The 18,207-nt window shown below is 46.3% G+C and carries 8 protein-coding genes; 1 reads left to right on the top strand and 7 read right to left on the bottom strand.

Going from position 1 to position 18,207, the window contains the following annotated elements:
• Positions 1–117: 117 nt before the first annotated feature.
• From Q1W14_RS15650 to Q1W14_RS15625, 6 genes are all read right to left on the bottom strand, one after another.
• Positions 118–927 carry an SDR family oxidoreductase gene (locus tag Q1W14_RS15650; protein WP_300703054.1) on the bottom strand — a complete coding sequence of 270 codons (810 nt, stop codon included), beginning with the start codon at positions 925–927 and terminating at the stop codon, positions 118–120.
• Positions 928–1,087: 160 nt separating this feature from the next.
• On the bottom strand, positions 1,088–3,538 hold the full coding sequence (locus Q1W14_RS15645) for a glycoside hydrolase family 2 TIM barrel-domain containing protein (protein WP_300703051.1): 2,451 nt from the start codon (positions 3,536–3,538) through the stop codon (positions 1,088–1,090).
• A gap of 179 nt (positions 3,539–3,717) precedes the next feature.
• Positions 3,718–6,081: an alginate lyase family protein gene (locus Q1W14_RS15640; protein ID WP_300703049.1), complete on the bottom strand. Its 2,364-nt coding sequence runs from the start codon at positions 6,079–6,081 to the stop codon at positions 3,718–3,720.
• 17 nt (positions 6,082–6,098) lie between these two features.
• Entirely contained in the window at positions 6,099–8,792 is a 2,694-nt protein-coding gene (locus Q1W14_RS15635; protein ID WP_300703047.1) for a glycoside hydrolase family 2 TIM barrel-domain containing protein, read from the bottom strand.
• A gap of 278 nt (positions 8,793–9,070) precedes the next feature.
• On the bottom strand, positions 9,071–11,062 hold the full coding sequence (locus Q1W14_RS15630; RefSeq protein WP_300703044.1) for a RagB/SusD family nutrient uptake outer membrane protein: 1,992 nt from the start codon (positions 11,060–11,062) through the stop codon (positions 9,071–9,073).
• Between the two features lie 15 nt (positions 11,063–11,077).
• Positions 11,078–14,308 (bottom strand): TonB-dependent receptor, encoded by a 3,231-nt coding sequence (locus Q1W14_RS15625; RefSeq protein ID WP_300703042.1) that lies wholly within the window; start codon positions 14,306–14,308, stop codon positions 11,078–11,080.
• A 296-nt stretch (positions 14,309–14,604) separates the two neighbouring features.
• Between Q1W14_RS15625 and Q1W14_RS15620 the strand changes: the two genes are divergently transcribed.
• Positions 14,605–17,481, top strand: a complete 2,877-nt coding sequence (locus Q1W14_RS15620) for a transcriptional regulator (RefSeq protein ID WP_300703039.1) — start codon at positions 14,605–14,607, stop codon at positions 17,479–17,481.
• Positions 17,482–17,486: 5 nt separating this feature from the next.
• Here the strand turns inward: Q1W14_RS15620 and Q1W14_RS15615 are convergent, their stop codons facing one another.
• On the bottom strand, positions 17,487–18,128 hold the full coding sequence (locus Q1W14_RS15615; RefSeq protein ID WP_300703037.1) for a WbqC family protein: 642 nt from the start codon (positions 18,126–18,128) through the stop codon (positions 17,487–17,489).
• Positions 18,129–18,207 lie beyond the last annotated feature (79 nt).

Raw genomic sequence — 18,207 nt, 5'->3', positions numbered from 1 at the left:
GTCGTTAGGACCGTACCAACGCCAGGTTTGTTCACATAAGATCATATATATAATGTTTAGTGATTCTGTTTGATTTATATTATGCCGCAAGGAAACCTTGCTCCGGCGCTACGCCGGTTAGATGGAGAATGCGTCGAAACCGCCATCTACTACGGATAAAGCTCCAGTTACGAAGCTGGAAGCATCGCTTATCAGGTAATGAATGGTACCGAACAGTTCTTCCGGCTCGGCGAAACGTCCGCAAGGAGTATGTGCGATGATGGTTTTTGCGCGGTCGGTATAAGAACCATCTTCATTGGTGAGCAACGCACGATTCTGGTTAGTCAGCAAGAAGCCGGGAACGATGGCATTTACACGCAGTTCGGGGCTGAACTTAGTAGCCAGTTCCGTAGCCATATAGCGGGTGTAGTTGGCGATGGCTGCTTTGGCAGAACCATAACCTACGACACGGGTCAGCGGACGGAGAGCAGATTCGGAACAGAAATTCACGATAGCTCCTTTCTTGTTCTTGGCCATTACATCTACAAATGCCATAGTGGGCAGGATAGTGCCAAAGAGGTTGAGGTCTACTACCTTCTTGAAAGCATCCACATCGAGGTCAAGTACAGTTTTGTCCGGTGCGATGGTGGCGCCCGGCATATTTCCTCCGGCAGCGTTCAGCAGTACATCGATGGTGCCGAAACGTTCGAGAATGGCTTTCTTGTTTTCATCTAGTACCTCTTTGTTCATTACGTCGGTAACCAGGAACAAGGCTTCTGATAGTTGATTGAGTTCAGCTTCCAATTGTTTGCCGAGTTCTTCTACACGATCCAGAATTACGATTTTTGCACCTTGCTCTGCCAGATAACGAGCAAGGCTCTTTCCTAAGATACCGCAACCGCCGGTGAGGACGATTACTTTTCCTTTGATGTCGAATAAGTTCTTCATGATTTAATGTTGTTAGTATGTTACTCTGTATATTTAGACACTGTTTCGGAGTGCTACCCTTATCTATGTTCAAAATATAGCTTCCGATACTGCAAAAATACGGAATTATCTGTGGTACTCCTTATCAAAATACGATAAAAGTTACCTAATATTGATTCCGCTATTGAGTGATGGAAATGAATGCTGTCTTCAATGTCCGTTTGCTGTCGTAGGCACTGATGGTTACCGGTGCATATTCCCGCTTTATGCAGATACTTGCCAATCCGTTAGCAGCTTGTATGCGGCGTGATCCGTGGGAAGTTCCCTGGTTTTGTAGCAAGGCCTTGTGATCCGTGCTGCCGAACTCTATAAAATCTTGGGCATCCAAGCAACGTACACCATCCTTATCAACCAATTCTGCTTGTACAAGTACTGTATTAGAGTCGACTCTGGTTTGTGTCAGCCGAATCTCTGCCGGAGTACTCCAGGACTGTGTTTGATACCTTTGTTCAATCTTGTCGCTGAGGCGTAGCTTACCGCTATAGCCAATGGCTTCAATCTGGTTATTACCCTCTTGTAGTACCACATCCCAATGTAGACCTGCTGCCGGAAAGTCTTGACTATCGCGCTTCTTTCGTCCTTGCGAAGTACCGTTGACGAAAAGTTCTACTTCGGGGCAGTTGGAATAAACAAGGATATCCTTCCGTTCATCCGGCTTACCCCAGCGAACAGGCCAAGTGTGTCCGTAGATGTGTATCATCGGTGTATCACTCCAATAAGATTGAAAGACATAATAGCTCTCTTTCGGAGTACCGTCGCGCTGCACCACTCCTTTTTGATTGACGTATGGGATGGGGTTCTCCGGACGTAATGGTGTGGAGAAGTCCTTGAAAGTCCAAAAGAGACTTCCTGTAAGTTGAGGCATGGTTTCTTGCTCCTTCAGATGCCAGTCGAAGAGGCGGACGATATAACTTTCACTCCAATCTCCGTTGCGGTCGGCGGTTTCGATGTCGAAGGAAGAACGTTTTTCGTTGTTTATGATGAGATCCTGCTCCTCGGCATGTCGTCCGGCGTGGCTGTCACCTCCCCATTCGGCGTGCAGGAAACGGGGAGTACTGTTCATTCCGGCTGTTTCCATTTCACGGTAGTTTCGAAAACGGCGACCATACCAGCCTGCCCAGATGGTGGGAGAATATACGTCTACGATGTCTTTGCAGAAGTCGCAACGGCGGATAACGGTGGAGCGGGAGGAATCGAGCTGATGAGCAAGAACGTTTAATTCGCTCATGAAGCTTCGTATACTGTCTTGGTTGAAGGTATCGAAGTCACCCGGCCAGTCATTCTCGTTGCCTAGTCCCCAAAGAATAATAGAAGGATGGTTGCGGTGCTGACCGATCATATTGGTAAGCATGCGGCGGGCTTGCGACTTATAAGTTTCACCACTCAATCCTCCGCGGCACCAAGGGATTTCTTCCCAAACGAGGAGTCCTAATTCATCGCAAAGGCGCAGGATAATGCTCGATTGCTGGTAATGTCCCAGACGGATAAAGTTGGCACCCATAGCTTTGATTTGTTCCATTTCCTTGCGCATCATCTCTTCGGTTAGAGCAGCAGCTACACCGGCATGATCTTCATGGCGATGGGTACCACGGAGTAGCAGACGCTCGCCGTTCAGATAGAAAGGCCCTTTCTCTTCGAAACGGAAGTGGCGGAAACCGAAGCGCTCGGTAGTGCGTAAGGTGTCTCCTTTACAGATAAGCTCGGCTATACAAGTGTATAGGTTGGGAGAGGCGGGTGACCAAAGTTGCGGACGCTTCAAAGTGAGAGTGAGAGACCTGCTATTGATGGTTTCCGATTTTATTTCTTTGCCGTCCGGAGCGAGTATTCGTATCTTTAAGTCAACTGCTCCTTTCGTATCAAGTATAGTCGTTGCCGAAGGAGAAGCAATGGATAACTGTATGTTTACCGTTCCTTGTTTGCCTTTTTCGTCAGTGTCGGTATCGATCTGTATGGCGGAGAAGTGTGTGGCAGGTACATATACCAGATTGACATAACGATAAAGACCTCCGTACAGATTGAAGTCCGACATATCCGAAGGAATCATCTCTGTGTCACGACTATTATCGCAACGGATGGCAATAGGAATCTTTCCGCTGAAGCGTTTCACAAGAGCCGGATTTGAACGGAATTGTACTACGGCATCTGTAATATCAGCTTTCCATTCGTCGTAGCCGCCGACGTGAGATGCTACTTTGGTGGTATAGACATATACTTCGGTCTTTTGCCCTGCACCTTCAAATTCAAGGTAAGTGCGTCCGTCCTGATATGGATTGTCTATGGAGAGTGAAGTTCGATACCAGCCGGGTCCCTGGTAGTAGTTTACATCCGGGTCAACGGCATCTTCAGCATTGAAGCAATGGGGCAGGTCTACTATCTGCCAAAGTGGTACGGCTTCGGGCTTTCCAAAGCCGGGCACGGGGCGCATCACTTCCCAAATGCTTCCCATATCCTGACGGATAAACTCCCATTGCTGCGTAAGCCGCTGTTTGTGGTCGGTAGGGACGAGGGCATAGGTTTGTGCAATGGGTAAACAGAGAAGCAACAGACCGGATAGTATTCTTGTGGTTTTCATGTAAGTGATGGGGTAAGATTGATTCTATAAGTTACGGAAATGAAGTACTAGAGATTGAGTTATTGCCATCAAGTTGGCAAGACCTTGCCAAGCTGTTGGCAAAGTCTTGCCAATACGGTGGCAAAGCTTTGCCAACACGATGGCAAGAAAAGGGACATGTACTTCCCTGATAACAGCCTTTAGCGGTTGTCTAACGCTGCTTTGCGTGCCAACGCTTCAAGGTAGTAGTAATCGGCATAGTTCAGAGGTACATCAATCTCGCTGTTTCCGGGGAAATGTCCGGTGGAGTGTAGCAAGAGGAACCCGTAGGCTGTACCCGGAGCGGCTTGATAGTACTCGTTGAGGCTGGTTATTATCTTGTCGGCGATGGTACGATATTGCTTGCCTTTATCGGCGGATACATAGTTGCATAATTCATAAAGACCGGAAGCGATGATGGCGGCAGCCGATGCGTCACGGGGGACTTCTTGCACGGCAACATGAGTCTTCAAACCATCTACCTCAGGAGCTTTCATGTCCCAGTAAGGCACGAGGTCTTCGGGCATGTTGGGCAGGTTGAGGAAGAAGTCGGCGATGCCTTCGGCTTGTTTCAAGTAAGCGGGGTCTTTGGTGAAACGGTAACTCATAGTGTATCCGTATAATCCCCAGGCTTGTCCACGGCTCCAGAAAGAATCATCGGAATAACCTTGGGCCGTCTGTTTTTTGCGAACTTCTCCTGTTTGAGGATCGTAATCTATTACGTGGTACGAAGAGTAATCCGGACGGAAGTGGTTCTTCAAAGTGGTATTGGCATGATTTACGGCTACCTTCCAATAGATAGAATCACCTGTGAGTTGCGTGGCACGGAATAGCATTTCCAGGTTCATCATATTATCAATAATAACGGGGTATATCCATTTGTCACGGTTGTGGTCCCAGGAACGGATGGATTTTACTTTGGGATTGTAACGGGTAATCAAGGTTTTGGCACTTTGTAACACTACGTCTTTGTAAGAACGTTCTCCGGTCAATTCGTAAGCCTTGCCGAAGCTATCGTATATCATAAAGCCCAAGTCATGTGTACCTTTGTGCCATTTGGCTTCTTCGATGGGCCACGTCCAACTGATGGCAGACTGGCGCCAGAAATCGTCGTGTGTGTAAGCATACATCTGCCATAGCGAACCGGGGAAGAATCCCGAACACCAGTCGTGGGGATGGATCATAGCAAGCGAACCGTCCTTGTTGATGCTGCGCGGCTCCACGCGACGCTTGGCGGCATTGGCTTCTTCTTTCCGTGCTTTGTCGGCGCACTGCATGGCAAATTCTAATTGTCCTGCTGCAAAGGCGTAGGCATTGTCTACTTCGGTAGGCTGGACGTATAACAGATTGAAGCGGTCCGCCCAATCAATGATGCGGTGTGCTTGGGCAAGACGAAGGTAATCTTTCCGTGTAGGGTTCAGCAAGCTGGTACGATAGAGGTCTTTGCAGAACTCTTGCTGCTTGTAATCCCATTCGCTGATTTGTTGGTAGGGCCAGTCTTTTACATCTTTCCCTACATAGGCGGCGAGGAAGTCCATTGCTTTATAGAAGTTACGACCGTCGGCGGAGGTAGCATCGTCAATCTTGAGATCTATCTTCTGTGCCATACAGAAGATGTCGAGCAGATGTGTCAGGTTATATTGCGAATATCCGAAGGCAAGGGTACGACGCAACTCTTGTGGCTGGCTGCCGTCCGGTTCAATCTGAGTGAAGATACGCTTGGCGGGTACCGAGTTTATTACTTCGCGGGCTACTTTCAGGTTGCCTGTGTAGAGGGCGATAGCTATCACCTGTGCATCGTAGGCGGTGCTGTGGTTATTGGCTTGTCGGGATTCCTCCTGTCCTTGGGGACTGGTCAGTATCCAGTTCAGTAACTTGCCGAACCATGCTTTCAGTTCCTTGGCATCTTTGGTGGTGAAGGACTTGGATGTTTCCAAAAGCTTTACTGCATCCAGCATTTCTACAAAAGAATAGCTATCCAGTACACCGTAGCATCTGCCTTTACCACCATTGTGACCGGGTATCATCTGGGCATATTCCAAATTGGGATTCATGCGTGTGTCTTTGTTGAAGAACCATGTACGGATAAGCTCCGTAGCTTTTTGGGCATACTTCTCTTCTCCGCTGAAGTACCATGCCAGGGCAAGGGTGGTGACACGGTTGGCGGTTGCTCCCAAGCGGTTACGATCCAGTTTGTTCAGTTCGGGGTTCGATTCTCCATCACGACTGATGTAAGGCAGTCCGTCGGGTTTCGAAGGATCGGGCCAGTAGTAGCGGGCTTGACTCATATAGTCGTGCTTGTCACCGCTAGCCGGGGTCTTCTCTTTCATCATGACGGAAAGAGGCTGGACATCCAGCAGTTTGTCGGCTTCCGCCTTCAGTCCTTCGTAGGCAGTAGCATAAAAGGGTTCGTGAATGGATTGTTTTACGTTTGCGAGATGTGTTGGGTTCCAAATGGATTGCGCTTGTGTGCAAGGTGTCAGGAGCAACAAGGCAAGTGTCCATTGTACTACTTTCAGTTTCATGGCTTTTGTATTATTAGTTAGTAAATATTCCGGAGTTTTATACCGTTCAGGAAGCATGTTCCGCTTGCAGCGTGGAAGCGGATATCCAGATAATCCTGTTCGTTTGTGATATAGTATTTCTTCCGCAAGGCATGGAAGTAGCTGCTTTCTTTGCAAGGAGAGATCGATTCTTCAAGCACCTTTCCGTTTACCGAGATGCTGAAAGCATTTTCCCGATTCTCTTGTTGTCCGTTACGATCCAGTAAGTAGGCTGCTGTGGCATTCTGGCGAAATATATCTGTAAAGAGTAGCTCTATCTCGTACACCCCTTTGGGGACATCGAAGCGATATCCTTCTATATCATTGCGAAGGGTTTGGAACAGCGGGCCATCGGCAGTGTTATGGATTTCGGTCTTGGTATCTTGTTCTTTTCCGCCGATATAGCCCCAACTACCTGTGGTATAAGGCTGGTCGGGAAGCCAGGTCAATCCGCTTTCGTCGGAAGTGAAGAAACATTCACTGCCTACGTTTATGGCAAGTTCCAGATCTTTCAGATTCACTGCATCCAAGTGGGCTGGAATAGGAGTGAAGTGTACTTTCAAGCCATCTTGTACCCATGTCCCTTGAAAGTCCTCTTGTGCGCAGAAAGCCTTCTTTTGATATTCTCCTTGTGCGAATAGGAACGGTTCTTTGCTACTGAATGGAACTTCGAAGGTCGCGGTATAGTTTTCAACCCTCTTCTTACCCAATGAGTTTCCATCTATAAATAGCTCTACTTCACGAAGATTCGAGTATACTTTGACGGGAAGTACTACTGGAGCATTCCCTTTTTGTATACCGCTACGGTATGTCCAGTCACGACTGGCAATGTGTAGAACCGGGATGTCTTTGCGCCAAGCTGCCTGATAGTAATAGTACACATCTTTAGGTGTACGATCAGCATAGACAAGCCCTTTATTATTGATGCGAGGCATAGACTCATCGCGTAAAGCAGAGCCGAAATCAATAAAGTTCCAATGCGTACCACCACAGATGTAAGGAGTCTCTTCTATTACGGGCAGGTAGTGTTCCAGGTACTTCTGCTGGTATTCAATACTGAAATCAAAGGCATGGGGAGTGAGCGAATGCAATCGTTTGTCGGAACCTGCACCGTATTCGCTGACAATCATCGGATGAGTGGGGTAGTCGCGGTGTTGTTCCTCTAAGAATTTCTCAAATCCGGTGAGGTCACCACCATACCATCCTTGATATAAATTCCATCCTACAATATCAGTAATCTTACTGATTCCGGTCTGGTTGTAACTATTGCTACCGTGGAATGCCATCGTACTAACACGGGTAGTATCTTCTTCTTTCAATACATTCTCCAGTCTGCGTGCAAGCTCCAACGTACGCTCAATGGCAGGTTTAAGTTCTGCTTCGGTTTTATAAGTGCGTTGGGTGACGAGTAGTATCTCATTCATATATCCCCACGCAATGATGGATGGATGGTTATAATGTTGGCGAATCATCTCCCGCAGGTTACGTTCGCAATTATCTCCATAGCCCGATGTTTCGGGTACAATGTCGATGATGGGAATTTCTTCCCATGCCAGCATGCCGAGTTTGTCGCACATTTCCAATAAAGCATCGTCTTGCGGGTAGTGGGAGATGCGGATGAAGTTGGCACCCATCTCTTTCATCAGTTTCATATCCCGGCGGTGCATTTCGTCCGTCAAGGCTACACCGATAGGCTTTTGGTCTTGGTGACGGCAGATGCCGTGCAATTTATAGGGTTTACCGTTCAGGAAGAAACCTGACTTGCCATCAAAGCGGAACCAACGAAAGCCTGTGTGGTGGTTGCTTTGATCCAGAATGGCTTTTGTTTTCTTGTCTTGCAGAGTAGTCTCCACCCGGTAGAGACTCGGAGTTTCCGGTGTCCACAATTGCGGTTGGAGTATAGGAGATGTTTCATTGTGAAAGGCGTATGTTTCCCCCGGTTTCAGTTGCAGGCTTTTCTTTTGAGTTTGCAGTAGGGTGCCATCCGGTTTGTAAATGGAGTGTATTAGTTCGAGGGTAGCCTTTCCACGTGCCTCGTTCTTTATTTCACCACGAATGGATATAGTGGCTTGCTCCTCTGATACTTGTGGGGTACTGATAAAAATACCATCCGAACCGAGGTTTGTCAGGTTGAAATGCTGGGTGGGTACTGCTGTAAGCCATACATCCCGGTAAATGCCACCGAAGAAAGTAAAGTCTCCGGAAATAGGGGGGATATCCTGGCGGGCATTGTCTACACGAATAGCGAGTGTGTTAGGCTTATCTGAGGTAAGGAAGGAGGTAATATTAAATGTGCAGGCAGTATATCCACCGGCGTGCTCGCCGATATTCTTGCCATTGATGTAAATCGTAGCGGCTTTGCTGGCAGCATCCAACCTCAGAAAGATTTGTTTCTCTTTCCAGCTTTGCGGCAGGGTGATTTGTCTGCGATACCAAGCTGTTCCGCGATAATAGTCTTTTTCTGTGTAGGAGTCGGTATTCCAGGTATGAGGCAGATGGATGGAGGTCCATTTGCTGTCATTGAAGGCGCTGTCTGAGGCGGCGGTACATTCGCCTTTCAGGAATTTCCAACTGTCGTTGATACTATGGGTTTCGCGCTGGGCCGTAGCGAAGGACGAAAAAAACAGAAAAAACGTAGTGAGCACTGTCCATATACTTGTCTGGTGCTTGTTGGTGTGTGTTTGTCTTTTCATGGTGATAAGGGTCATAATTTGATTAATGCAAGGCAAAGTTAAAAATATAGGGTAACAGTTAATGCTGTCGGCATACATCAATGTTTTCTGTATAACTGTTTTTAACTACATTAGTACTTTCTTGCTATTTGAATAAAAACTTTATACCTAATTGAATATCTCAGTGTGCAGAGTGAATATCTGCTGTTATTGCTAAAGTAAAGAGCAGGAAGCGGATATACTTCCCACTCTTTTAAGCAATCATAAAACTTTATATTTTACAATATATGAAATATAATTTATCTTTCGGCGGCTTCATTTGCTTTGATCGGCCATCCCGGATTTTGATAAATGGGGGATGTGCTTACCGCCTCGCCATCCGAAGAAGTAATGAGGAAGTGGCTTTGGGCAATTGGTGACAAATAATGTGCCTGGCAAAAGAAGAGTCCTTTATAATAAAGTCCGGTTGTAGTGACTTGATAAGGACGTAGATACACACTTAGTTCCGGTGAAGAGATAGTATTTTCTTTGTCACCTTTGCCATAGATAAGTTTACTATCCAATCCGGCTGCCTTGTAATCTTCCTTCATGGGACCCCATAACTTGATACCTTCTATTTGGAAACCATTCAGTTGATCCATAGCTCGCCAGCGAAGGAGGTCGTCGTAGCGATAACCTTCGCCTACAAACTCGTCACGGCGTTCGCGACGGATGTTGAACAGAGTCTTATCCGTAAGCAACTTGCCGGCAGAGTAAGTACCCCAGTCATAGAGAGCTTCTTTCTCCATATTGGTAGCGGCAATAGTCTTGTTATAGTCAGGATCAATACCTGCACGAGTGCGGAGGGCGCGCCAGTATTTGTCTGCGTTGGCATCCAGTTTGTGGTTTTTCTCGTAGTAAGCTTCTATATAGGTAAGGTAGGCTTCGGCTGCACGGAACATGATGGCGGCAGTTTGATCCTTATTTAAGTCCTGATCTTTTAAGTCGTGGGAGTAGCCTTTACCTATTAGATAACCGGTAGCGGTGGAGTATTTCACATCATTCGAGTAAATCTCCGGAGTCTTGGAGAAGTATTCAGGAGAAGGACTATTGATAAATGTCTTCACTTCACCCGGTGCTTTCATGAAGAGACGCCAGCGGTCATCCCTGTCGGTCTTGGTATCACCGATATAGTCGTCACCTGCATAGCCGCTTCCTGTTGCATATACGGGTAGCCCGTTCTTCATAAGGAAAGACTGTTCCATTTGGTGCGTATAACCACGGGCATAACCATAATAGATATGATGATTATAGTCTGTACCTATGCTTAAGTCACGATTATAGGGGCGATACATCAATACTTCAGAGTATCCTTCGGGATTCTGACTGGCAAACATATCATAGTAATCGTTGGCAGGTTCACTGGCACTTTGCTGAATGGAACTACTGTTGGGTGTCAACTTTACGGCATCAGCCACTTGCTGGGAGGCATTGATGGCTTGGTCGAGGAAGAATTCCACTTCTTTCTCAGCACTTCCGCTGGGGAATTGGTAACCTTTGTTGTAATCCTTTTCCGCTCCCGGCCATCCGGCACCGTTGGGTACAAGGGCTGTACCGGCATGATACTTTTCCCAAGTGGCTTCGAATAGGGCTACACGAGCCTTCAGTACAAGCGCTGCATTCCGGGTGATACGAGCCTTACCGCCGTCAGGGTTGTTAGTCAGGTAGGCGATGGCTTGGTCAAGGTCTTGGAGGATGAAGCGTGCCACTTCGTTGCGTGGACGACGTTGAGAGGCTTCGGTCAACACTTCCTGATTATCGGGTAGTACTTCTTTTATAATGGGGAAGTCACCCAATTTGCGCAATCGGTAGAAATATTGATAAGCACGGATGAAGTAACCTTCACCGATATAATGCTTGATGTTGGTGGCATCACCCTTGATGATACCCGCTTCCAGGTTCTTCTCGGCATTGTTGATGAAGTAGTTCATCTCATAGATACGTTTGAAGTCCCAATCTCCGCCACTTGCACCAACTTTCCATTCGCCGATGAGGAAGCGGTTCTCGCTGCTGCGTGTGGTAGCATTGTCTGTAGCCATATCTGCGCCATACAGATTGTTCAATGAAGGGAAATTATCCGTATAATATTTGATGGTATAGGCTGCCAGTTGATTTTCTTCTATCAAGTATCCTTCAGGGGATACATTGGAGGGAGGGGTGATGTCTAAATAGTCGTCACAACCGGTTGCTGCCAGCAGGGTACATCCTATCAGCAGGCTTTTTATTATATTCTTGTATATCATTGTTTTCATATTCTGATTTATTATTTAGAAGTTTACACTTAAACCGAACGATATGGTCTTGGAGAGCGGATATACGGTCCCGTTGGCTTGGGAGTTGCTTTGCCAGCCCGCTCCGCAAGTTTCGGGGTCCATTGTGTCGCTGAGGCTGGTAATAGTCAGCAGGTTTTCGCCGGAGACAAATACACGCAGGTTTTGCAACATAATCTTGTTGACCCATACTTTGGGGAAGGTATAACCTACTTGGATATTCTTTAGACGCATATAAGCAGCGCTCTGTAAGTAGCGGGTCTGGCATTTGTTGTTCTTCGTGTTGAAGATAGGACGCGGATAGTAGGCATTCAGGTTTTCGCCAAGCGGATGGTCCGAGGTACGGAAGTAATCGAGGTGATCTTTGAAAGAAGTGGACCACCATTCACCGTCCGTTACACCCCAAAAAGACATGTTCGTGTCACCTGCCCACCAGTCACGCTTCAGTACGCCTTGCCAGAACATTTGCAAATCCCATCCTTTGTAAGAGGCGTCTAGATTGATACCGGTCATGAAGCGTGGAGTGTCGTTACCTATCTTCTTCATGTCACCCATATCGCCAATGGTGTAGCTACCGTTGTTTATCTTGCCGTCACCGTTGAGGTCGGCATACATGATGTCGCCGGCTGCCCACTGATTGCCCAGTGCGTCTTGTCCGCCTTTGGGTAAGGAAGCGAGGTGTTGTTGCATTTCCTCATCTGTTTTGGCTATGCCGATAGTGGTGTATCCATAGATATTTCCGATAAGCTCGCCTTCTATATATTTGGAGAGGCTTCCGGTGGGGTTACCGTAGCGCAGAATTTTGCTTTGTGAATCGGAGAGGCTCAATCTGGCTCCATACTTGAAACCACCGATCTGGTCACGCCAACCAATCTGGAGTTCCCAACCGTAAGTCTTCATGTCAGTGTTGTTTGTAGCGGGTACGTCGGTACCTAGAGTAGCAGGTAGTTCAACACCCGGACCCATCATGTCTTCGGTTTTGCGTACGAAGTAATCGAATGATCCTGTCAGACGGTTGTTGAGGGCGGCCACATCTATACCGATATTGGTGTTCTTTATCTTTTCCCAGGTTAGGCTGGAGGTTACTAATTTGGGTGCTTGTGCTGTGTTGGGCTTTGCGTTGTTGAGAGGCCATCCACCGTTGGAAGCTGTTACCGTCAGGGTTTGGTAGCTTGGATAGAGGTTATAGATGTTGGCATTAGCGAGTGTACCGTAAGAGGCACGAAGCTTTAAAGTTGAGATTTTGTCAGCAAGAGGTTCCCAAAAGGCTTCGCGGGCAATGTTCCATCCTAAAGAGAAGGAGGGAGATAGCGTCCAGCGGTTGTCGCGGCGGAAGCGTGAAGACCCGTCGTAGCGGAGGTTGCCTTCTACCAGATAACGTCCATCGAAGTCGTAGTTGACGCGTCCGAAGAAGCCCACGTTTGCCCATTCCTGCAAGTCACCTTCAATGCCATAGGATTTGCTACTGGTAGTCAGATCCAGTACCGGCTGGTCCAGAGAAATCATGTCGGCGCGTTGTGCGGCAACGTTACGGTACTTTTGCTGCTCTATCTGCATACCGGCCGTAGCGGCAATGTTATGTTTGCCTAGTGTGATGTTGTAGTTGGAGTAGATGTTTGGATTCAGGAAAAGCGACTTGTAAGCTTTTTCATATACTTTGTTTTCACTCGGTCCTGTCATGGTGGCGGCGTATGTCTTTTCCGGATCGTTTGCCATGTGCGAGTAGATTACTTTGTGGTCGTAGTGCATCCAATCGTTGTTACTCTTGAAGTTGAATTCTCCGATGATATTCCAGTTCTTCAAGGGACTGACGGTGACGCGAAGTTGCTGTGACAGTCCTTCACTGATTTCATTCTGGCGACCACCGTTCTGCAAAGCTTCGATGTAGTTGATATCGGACATATAATATCCGTTAGGGTCGTATAATGGACGTACCGGGCGGCAACGACGCTGTACATTATTGTAGAAGTCATTCCACAATACACTTGGTCGATCGTATTCGGTACGTGTGTAGCGGCTGGAGTAGTCCAGCTTCACATAGTCCGTGATTTGTGCAGAAATCTTTCCTGTCAGATTGTAGCGTTTGTTATGCTCTGTGCCGTAGCGTAGGAAACCATTTTGACTGAGAATATTGCCGGACATGTAGTAGGTGAATTTCTCGGTTCCTCCACTGATACTGGCATTGTGTTCTTGTGCGAAAGAATCGTCTTTGTAGTACTCTTTCAACCAGTCTACATTGGCCCAGGTATGGTCATAATCCCATTTACCGTTGGCTTGTGCTTTAGCCACGTCGTTGGGGTCCATCTTTCCGTCCAGATAGTTCTTTACATTATCTATCTGCCATTGTTCAAAGAGGTGAGAATTATTCTTGTTGAACTGGGCATCGTCAAAAAAGTTAACGAACTCCCAGGAGTTCATCATTTCCGGCATCTTTACGGGTGAGTTGAAACGGAAACTGTTATTGTAGTTGATAACGGGGCGGCCTTGTTTACCGGCTTTTGTCGTTACCAGTACTACACCGAACGGTGCGCGTGAACCGTAAATAGAAGAAGCGGCAGCGTCCTTCAATACAGAAATGCTTTCGATATCCTGCGGATTGACTGTGTTTAAGTCACCTTCCATACCGTCAATCAGGATAAGCGGAGAGCCGTTGGCATAATCTTCATTGTTGGAGTTCTTACCCACAGTACCATTACCACGGATGTTGATGTTCTTGGTGGCATTCAGCTCACCGCCGTGTCCGCTGTTGCTGATATTCAAACCGGGGATGACACCTTGTAAGGCTTGTACGGCATTGCTCACCGGGCGTGCTTCGAGATCCTTGGCTGAGGCAGTAGCTACGGAACCGGTCAGGTTTACTTTCTTCTGCGTACCAAAACCTACTACGACTACTTCGTCCAAAGTCTTACTATCTTCTTTCATCAAAATAGTTCCATTTAACTTTTGTGCTGGGATTTCCTGAGTGACGTAGCCCACATAAGAAATCTGTACGGTAGCATTCGGATTAACTTTCAGCGTGAAGTTACCATCGATATCGGTAATAATTCCGTTGGTAGTTCCTTTCTCATGAATTGTGACGCCAATCAAAGGCTCTTTGTTGTTGGCATCTTGCACATTACCTTTGACGGTAATGCCGTTTTGGGCGAATGCCCCTAAATCAGAGAGGAAAAGCATACAGCAAAAAGAAAACAGCTGTATCAGCTTCCAAGAAAAAATCTCTTTTCTCATAATACGTAGATTTAATTAATTAATAAAATTAGTGCGTTTAAGCGGAGGCGAAAGTAGCTGTATTTAATATTCAATGTTGGTGTTAAGCTACCTCAAAACTTTCTCAAAGGCTTGTTTTGACTTTCTTCTGACTTTCTTTTTCGTTTTTTATCTTGTTGATTATTAGTGTAGTACTATATGTAAACTTAGCAAAGTGCCAATTTGTATACTAGGTTGTTATTTACTGCCATTACATCAATGCTATATTTTAGAAAAGTGTTATCTTTGTTTTATCAAATACATGAACGTTAGCCACTATGAACAAAGAGTTCTCCTTTATTTTTCTTTTCTTACTGTTGCTATGTGCTCCGTTGAGGGCGGGCTGGCAGCGTCCTGTGACAAACTACACCCGACATATTTATAAAGCCGGTACACAAAATTGGAGCATTCAGCAGCATGACAATGGCTGGATGTATGTGGCGAATAATAAAGGTTTGTTGGAATTCGACGGCGTGGAGTGGAACACTTATCCCATCCGCAACGCGAAGACGAGAGCCGTAAAAGTAGGGCATGACGGGCGGATTTATATCGGTGGAATGGGGCAATTCGGCTATTTTACCCCCAACCGCTTGGGAGGACTGGACTATACTTGTCTTTCGGATAGCCTTCCACCACAAAGCAACGTGGGTATCATTTGGAATATTCTGGAAGATAAAGACCGGATTTATTTTCAATCCGACGCCAACTTCTTCTATTTAGAGGGAGGTAGGTTGGAGAAAGTAAAACATCCGTCGGAAATTCAGTCTTCCCTGATAGTAAGAAATCGGTTCTATACAGTTTCTTCCGCAGGATTAATGCAGTTAAACGGGAAAGAATTCAGGTTGTTGGCAACTTCTCCTGAGATGGGTGCGCTGGTAAAAGAAGGTGGAATGTTGCTTTACGGAAATGATATTCTGCTGGTGAGCCGCGAGAATGGATTGTTTTTGTACGACGGGAGCAATATAAAAAAGTACGCAACGGCTGCCGATGATTTTTGTCGGAAAGGAAAGATCTTTTGTGCCGCACTGAAAGACTCACTTCTGGCACTGGGTAGTATACAGAACGGAGTATGTTTGCTGAACTTGAAGACAGGGGAAACCGAAATCATCTCTACCGGAAATGGCTTGCAGGACAAAACAGTACTGAGTATGACTTTTGACCGGGAAGGGCAGTTGTGGCTTGGCTTAGATAATGGTATCGACTGTATCCGTCTGAATGCACGCCTTGCTTCACTCTATGGTGGTAGAGCGGTAGTAGGGGCAGGTTATGCTTCTTTTTGTTATCAAGGGAAGTTTTATTTAGGCACCAATCAAGGTTTGTACAGTACAGCCGTACCTGCCCGTCTTAATGGAATGGAAGCTACGGAGTTCATACCGGGTACAAGCGGTCAGGTATGGTCGCTTCATGAGATGGATGGCAAATTGTTCTGCTGTTCGGACAACGGCATTTTTATTATGGAAGGCAACCGGATAGTGCAGCATATAGATAAACCTCGGGGGGTATGGGGCATTGTGCAAGTGCCAGGACGTACGGATATATTGATAGGAGGAACATACGGCAGTTTGTTCCTTCTTAGAAAGCAAGGTACAATGTGGGTATATGAAGCGACATTGAAGGGCTTTAACCACTCCTGCAAGGAAATGCTGATGGAGGATGCCACGAATTTATGGGTAGCAAACAAGGAAGATGGCGTCTGCCGTCTTACGCTTTCTACCGATTTGAAAGAAGTTATCAAAGCCCGTTACTACAATCAGAAAAATTTCCCTTCAGGCTACGATGCTTGTCCGGCACTGATAGATAATGAGGTGGTGGTGGCCTCTCATTATGGTATATGGCGTTATAATCATCTGCGCGACAGCTTGGAAGAGCATCTCGAACTGGAGAAACTAATGGACGGGAAAACAGCTTATACCTACCTGACAGTAGATTCATTGCAAAACATCTGGTATGTGGTTAACGGTTCGTTGAAACTGTTGCGCTATGATGCTTCCGTCAAAGGATATCACCGATATTTGAACGAAACCTTTCTGCGCGGTTCACTGATAGAGAACTTCGAAGATGTTCACTTTTGTAATCGTGGCCAGGTGATAGTGGGTACGGAAGAAGGTTTTTCTTTGATAGATATTGACCGCCTGCGTAAACCGCAAGTTCCGATTACTCTGCAAATAAGAAAGGTGTATCTGACTGGACAGCGGGATTCTCTGGTCTATGGACGTAGTTACGTCTATGACGATATACCCTTGGTAATTCCCTATTCCAGTAATTCACTCCGCATAGAGTACAGTGCCGGTAATTATAATCGTTCACAGGCCACCTTGTATGCCTATAAGTTGAGTCGTGGCAATGAAGAAGGCAAGTGGAGTGAATATAATGAGAATAATGTCAAGGAATTTACCGGGCTGCGCGAGGGGAAGTATGTATTTAGTGTGAAATTATTAGCGGACAATGAGCGACAACCCGTAATTACGAGTTTTTCTTTCGAAGTTTTGCCACCCTGGTATCGCACATGGTGGAGTTACCTTGTTTATGTAGCGACGGCCTGCCTATTGATTTACTATATCTATTATCGTGTAGCTGCCGCTCGTAAGCGCCTGCTGATGCAGCAGGAACTGGAACTTTATCACAGGGAGCAGGAATTCAAGCAGGAACGGGATTTGCAGGATCAGAAGATAGATTCGTTGCAGGCCGAAAACTTGCAGGCCGAACTACGGCATAAGTCGGCCGAATTGGTGCAGAGCACACTGAATATCGTGCGGAAAAATGAGATGTTGCTGGATATAAGGAAAGAAGTGCTGGGCATCTCTCATTCCATCAGTGAAGATAGCTTGGTCTCTCTTCGTCGCAAGACACTCCGTCTGCTTGGAAAGATTGATACGAATCTTGAGCATGACGACGGCTTGCAGGCATTTCAGAATACTTTTGACTCTGTGCACCACAATTTCTTCAGGAAACTGGAGGAGGCGTATCCAGAACTCAACAATAAAGAAAAGCAGCTTTGTGCTTATATTACAATGGATTTGCTTTCCAAAGAGATTGCGCCATTGATGAACCTCTCTCTACGCGGAGTGGAGATAGGACGGTACCGTCTGCGACGGAAACTGCGGTTGGAAGAAGGGCAGAACTTAGCGGAATTCTTACAAGCATTTGGTAAATAATGAACTTAAAGAGATATATTACTTTTATTCAATACCAGTAAACTTTCCGGTCCCATATTAAACAGTAAATCAATAATACTCAGATTAGGCAGAAAGCCCAGCTTCTCCTGAAATACCTGATAATAGGGCTGTGGTGAGAATTCCGTATCTTCCAAAGTGAAGTCCTTCTTAGGGTGAATGCGTTCACGGAAATCCACTTCATCCGGAGCAAACTCTATATGGTATTCTGTTGTTCGTGCCATATCCGGTTGAATGTCTACAAGCGAGCAGATAAGCCGGCAGAGTTCTTCATTGAAATCAACTAAAAACTCATATTTCTTTTCGTAGAACGGGCGGAAATCGTCCTTGTAATACTCAAAGAAAGGCGTATGGTTATAGGCTGACTCAATGGCATTCCAATGCAAGTGCCGCCAGTTGCCGTGATCGGAGATACGAATATCTCGCATGGGGCATTTTAGAGTGTCAGGTTTGACGGTTGGGATAGAGAGTGCCAGTTCACCATCCGGTGCAGCAATGGTACATCGGTTGCGGTATGTCTGCTTCATATAATGGTCGTGTTGCTCAATGAACACTTTATCGTATGCCAACAGTTTGGTATAATATTCTACAGGTGCCAGATAGGCGGAAGAAAGAAAAACGGTTTTCATTAATATATTTACGATTAGACGATTTACTATTTACGATTGAAATTACTTTTAGAACTTATCACTTTTCTCACTCTATCAC

The sequence above is a fragment of the Bacteroides sp. genome (assembly GCF_030151085.1).
In the GTDB taxonomy this organism is placed as follows: Bacteria; Bacteroidota; Bacteroidia; order Bacteroidales; family Bacteroidaceae; genus Bacteroides.
Note: the sequence above shows the minus strand (reverse complement) of the source record. Positions and strands in the feature narration are given on the sequence as shown.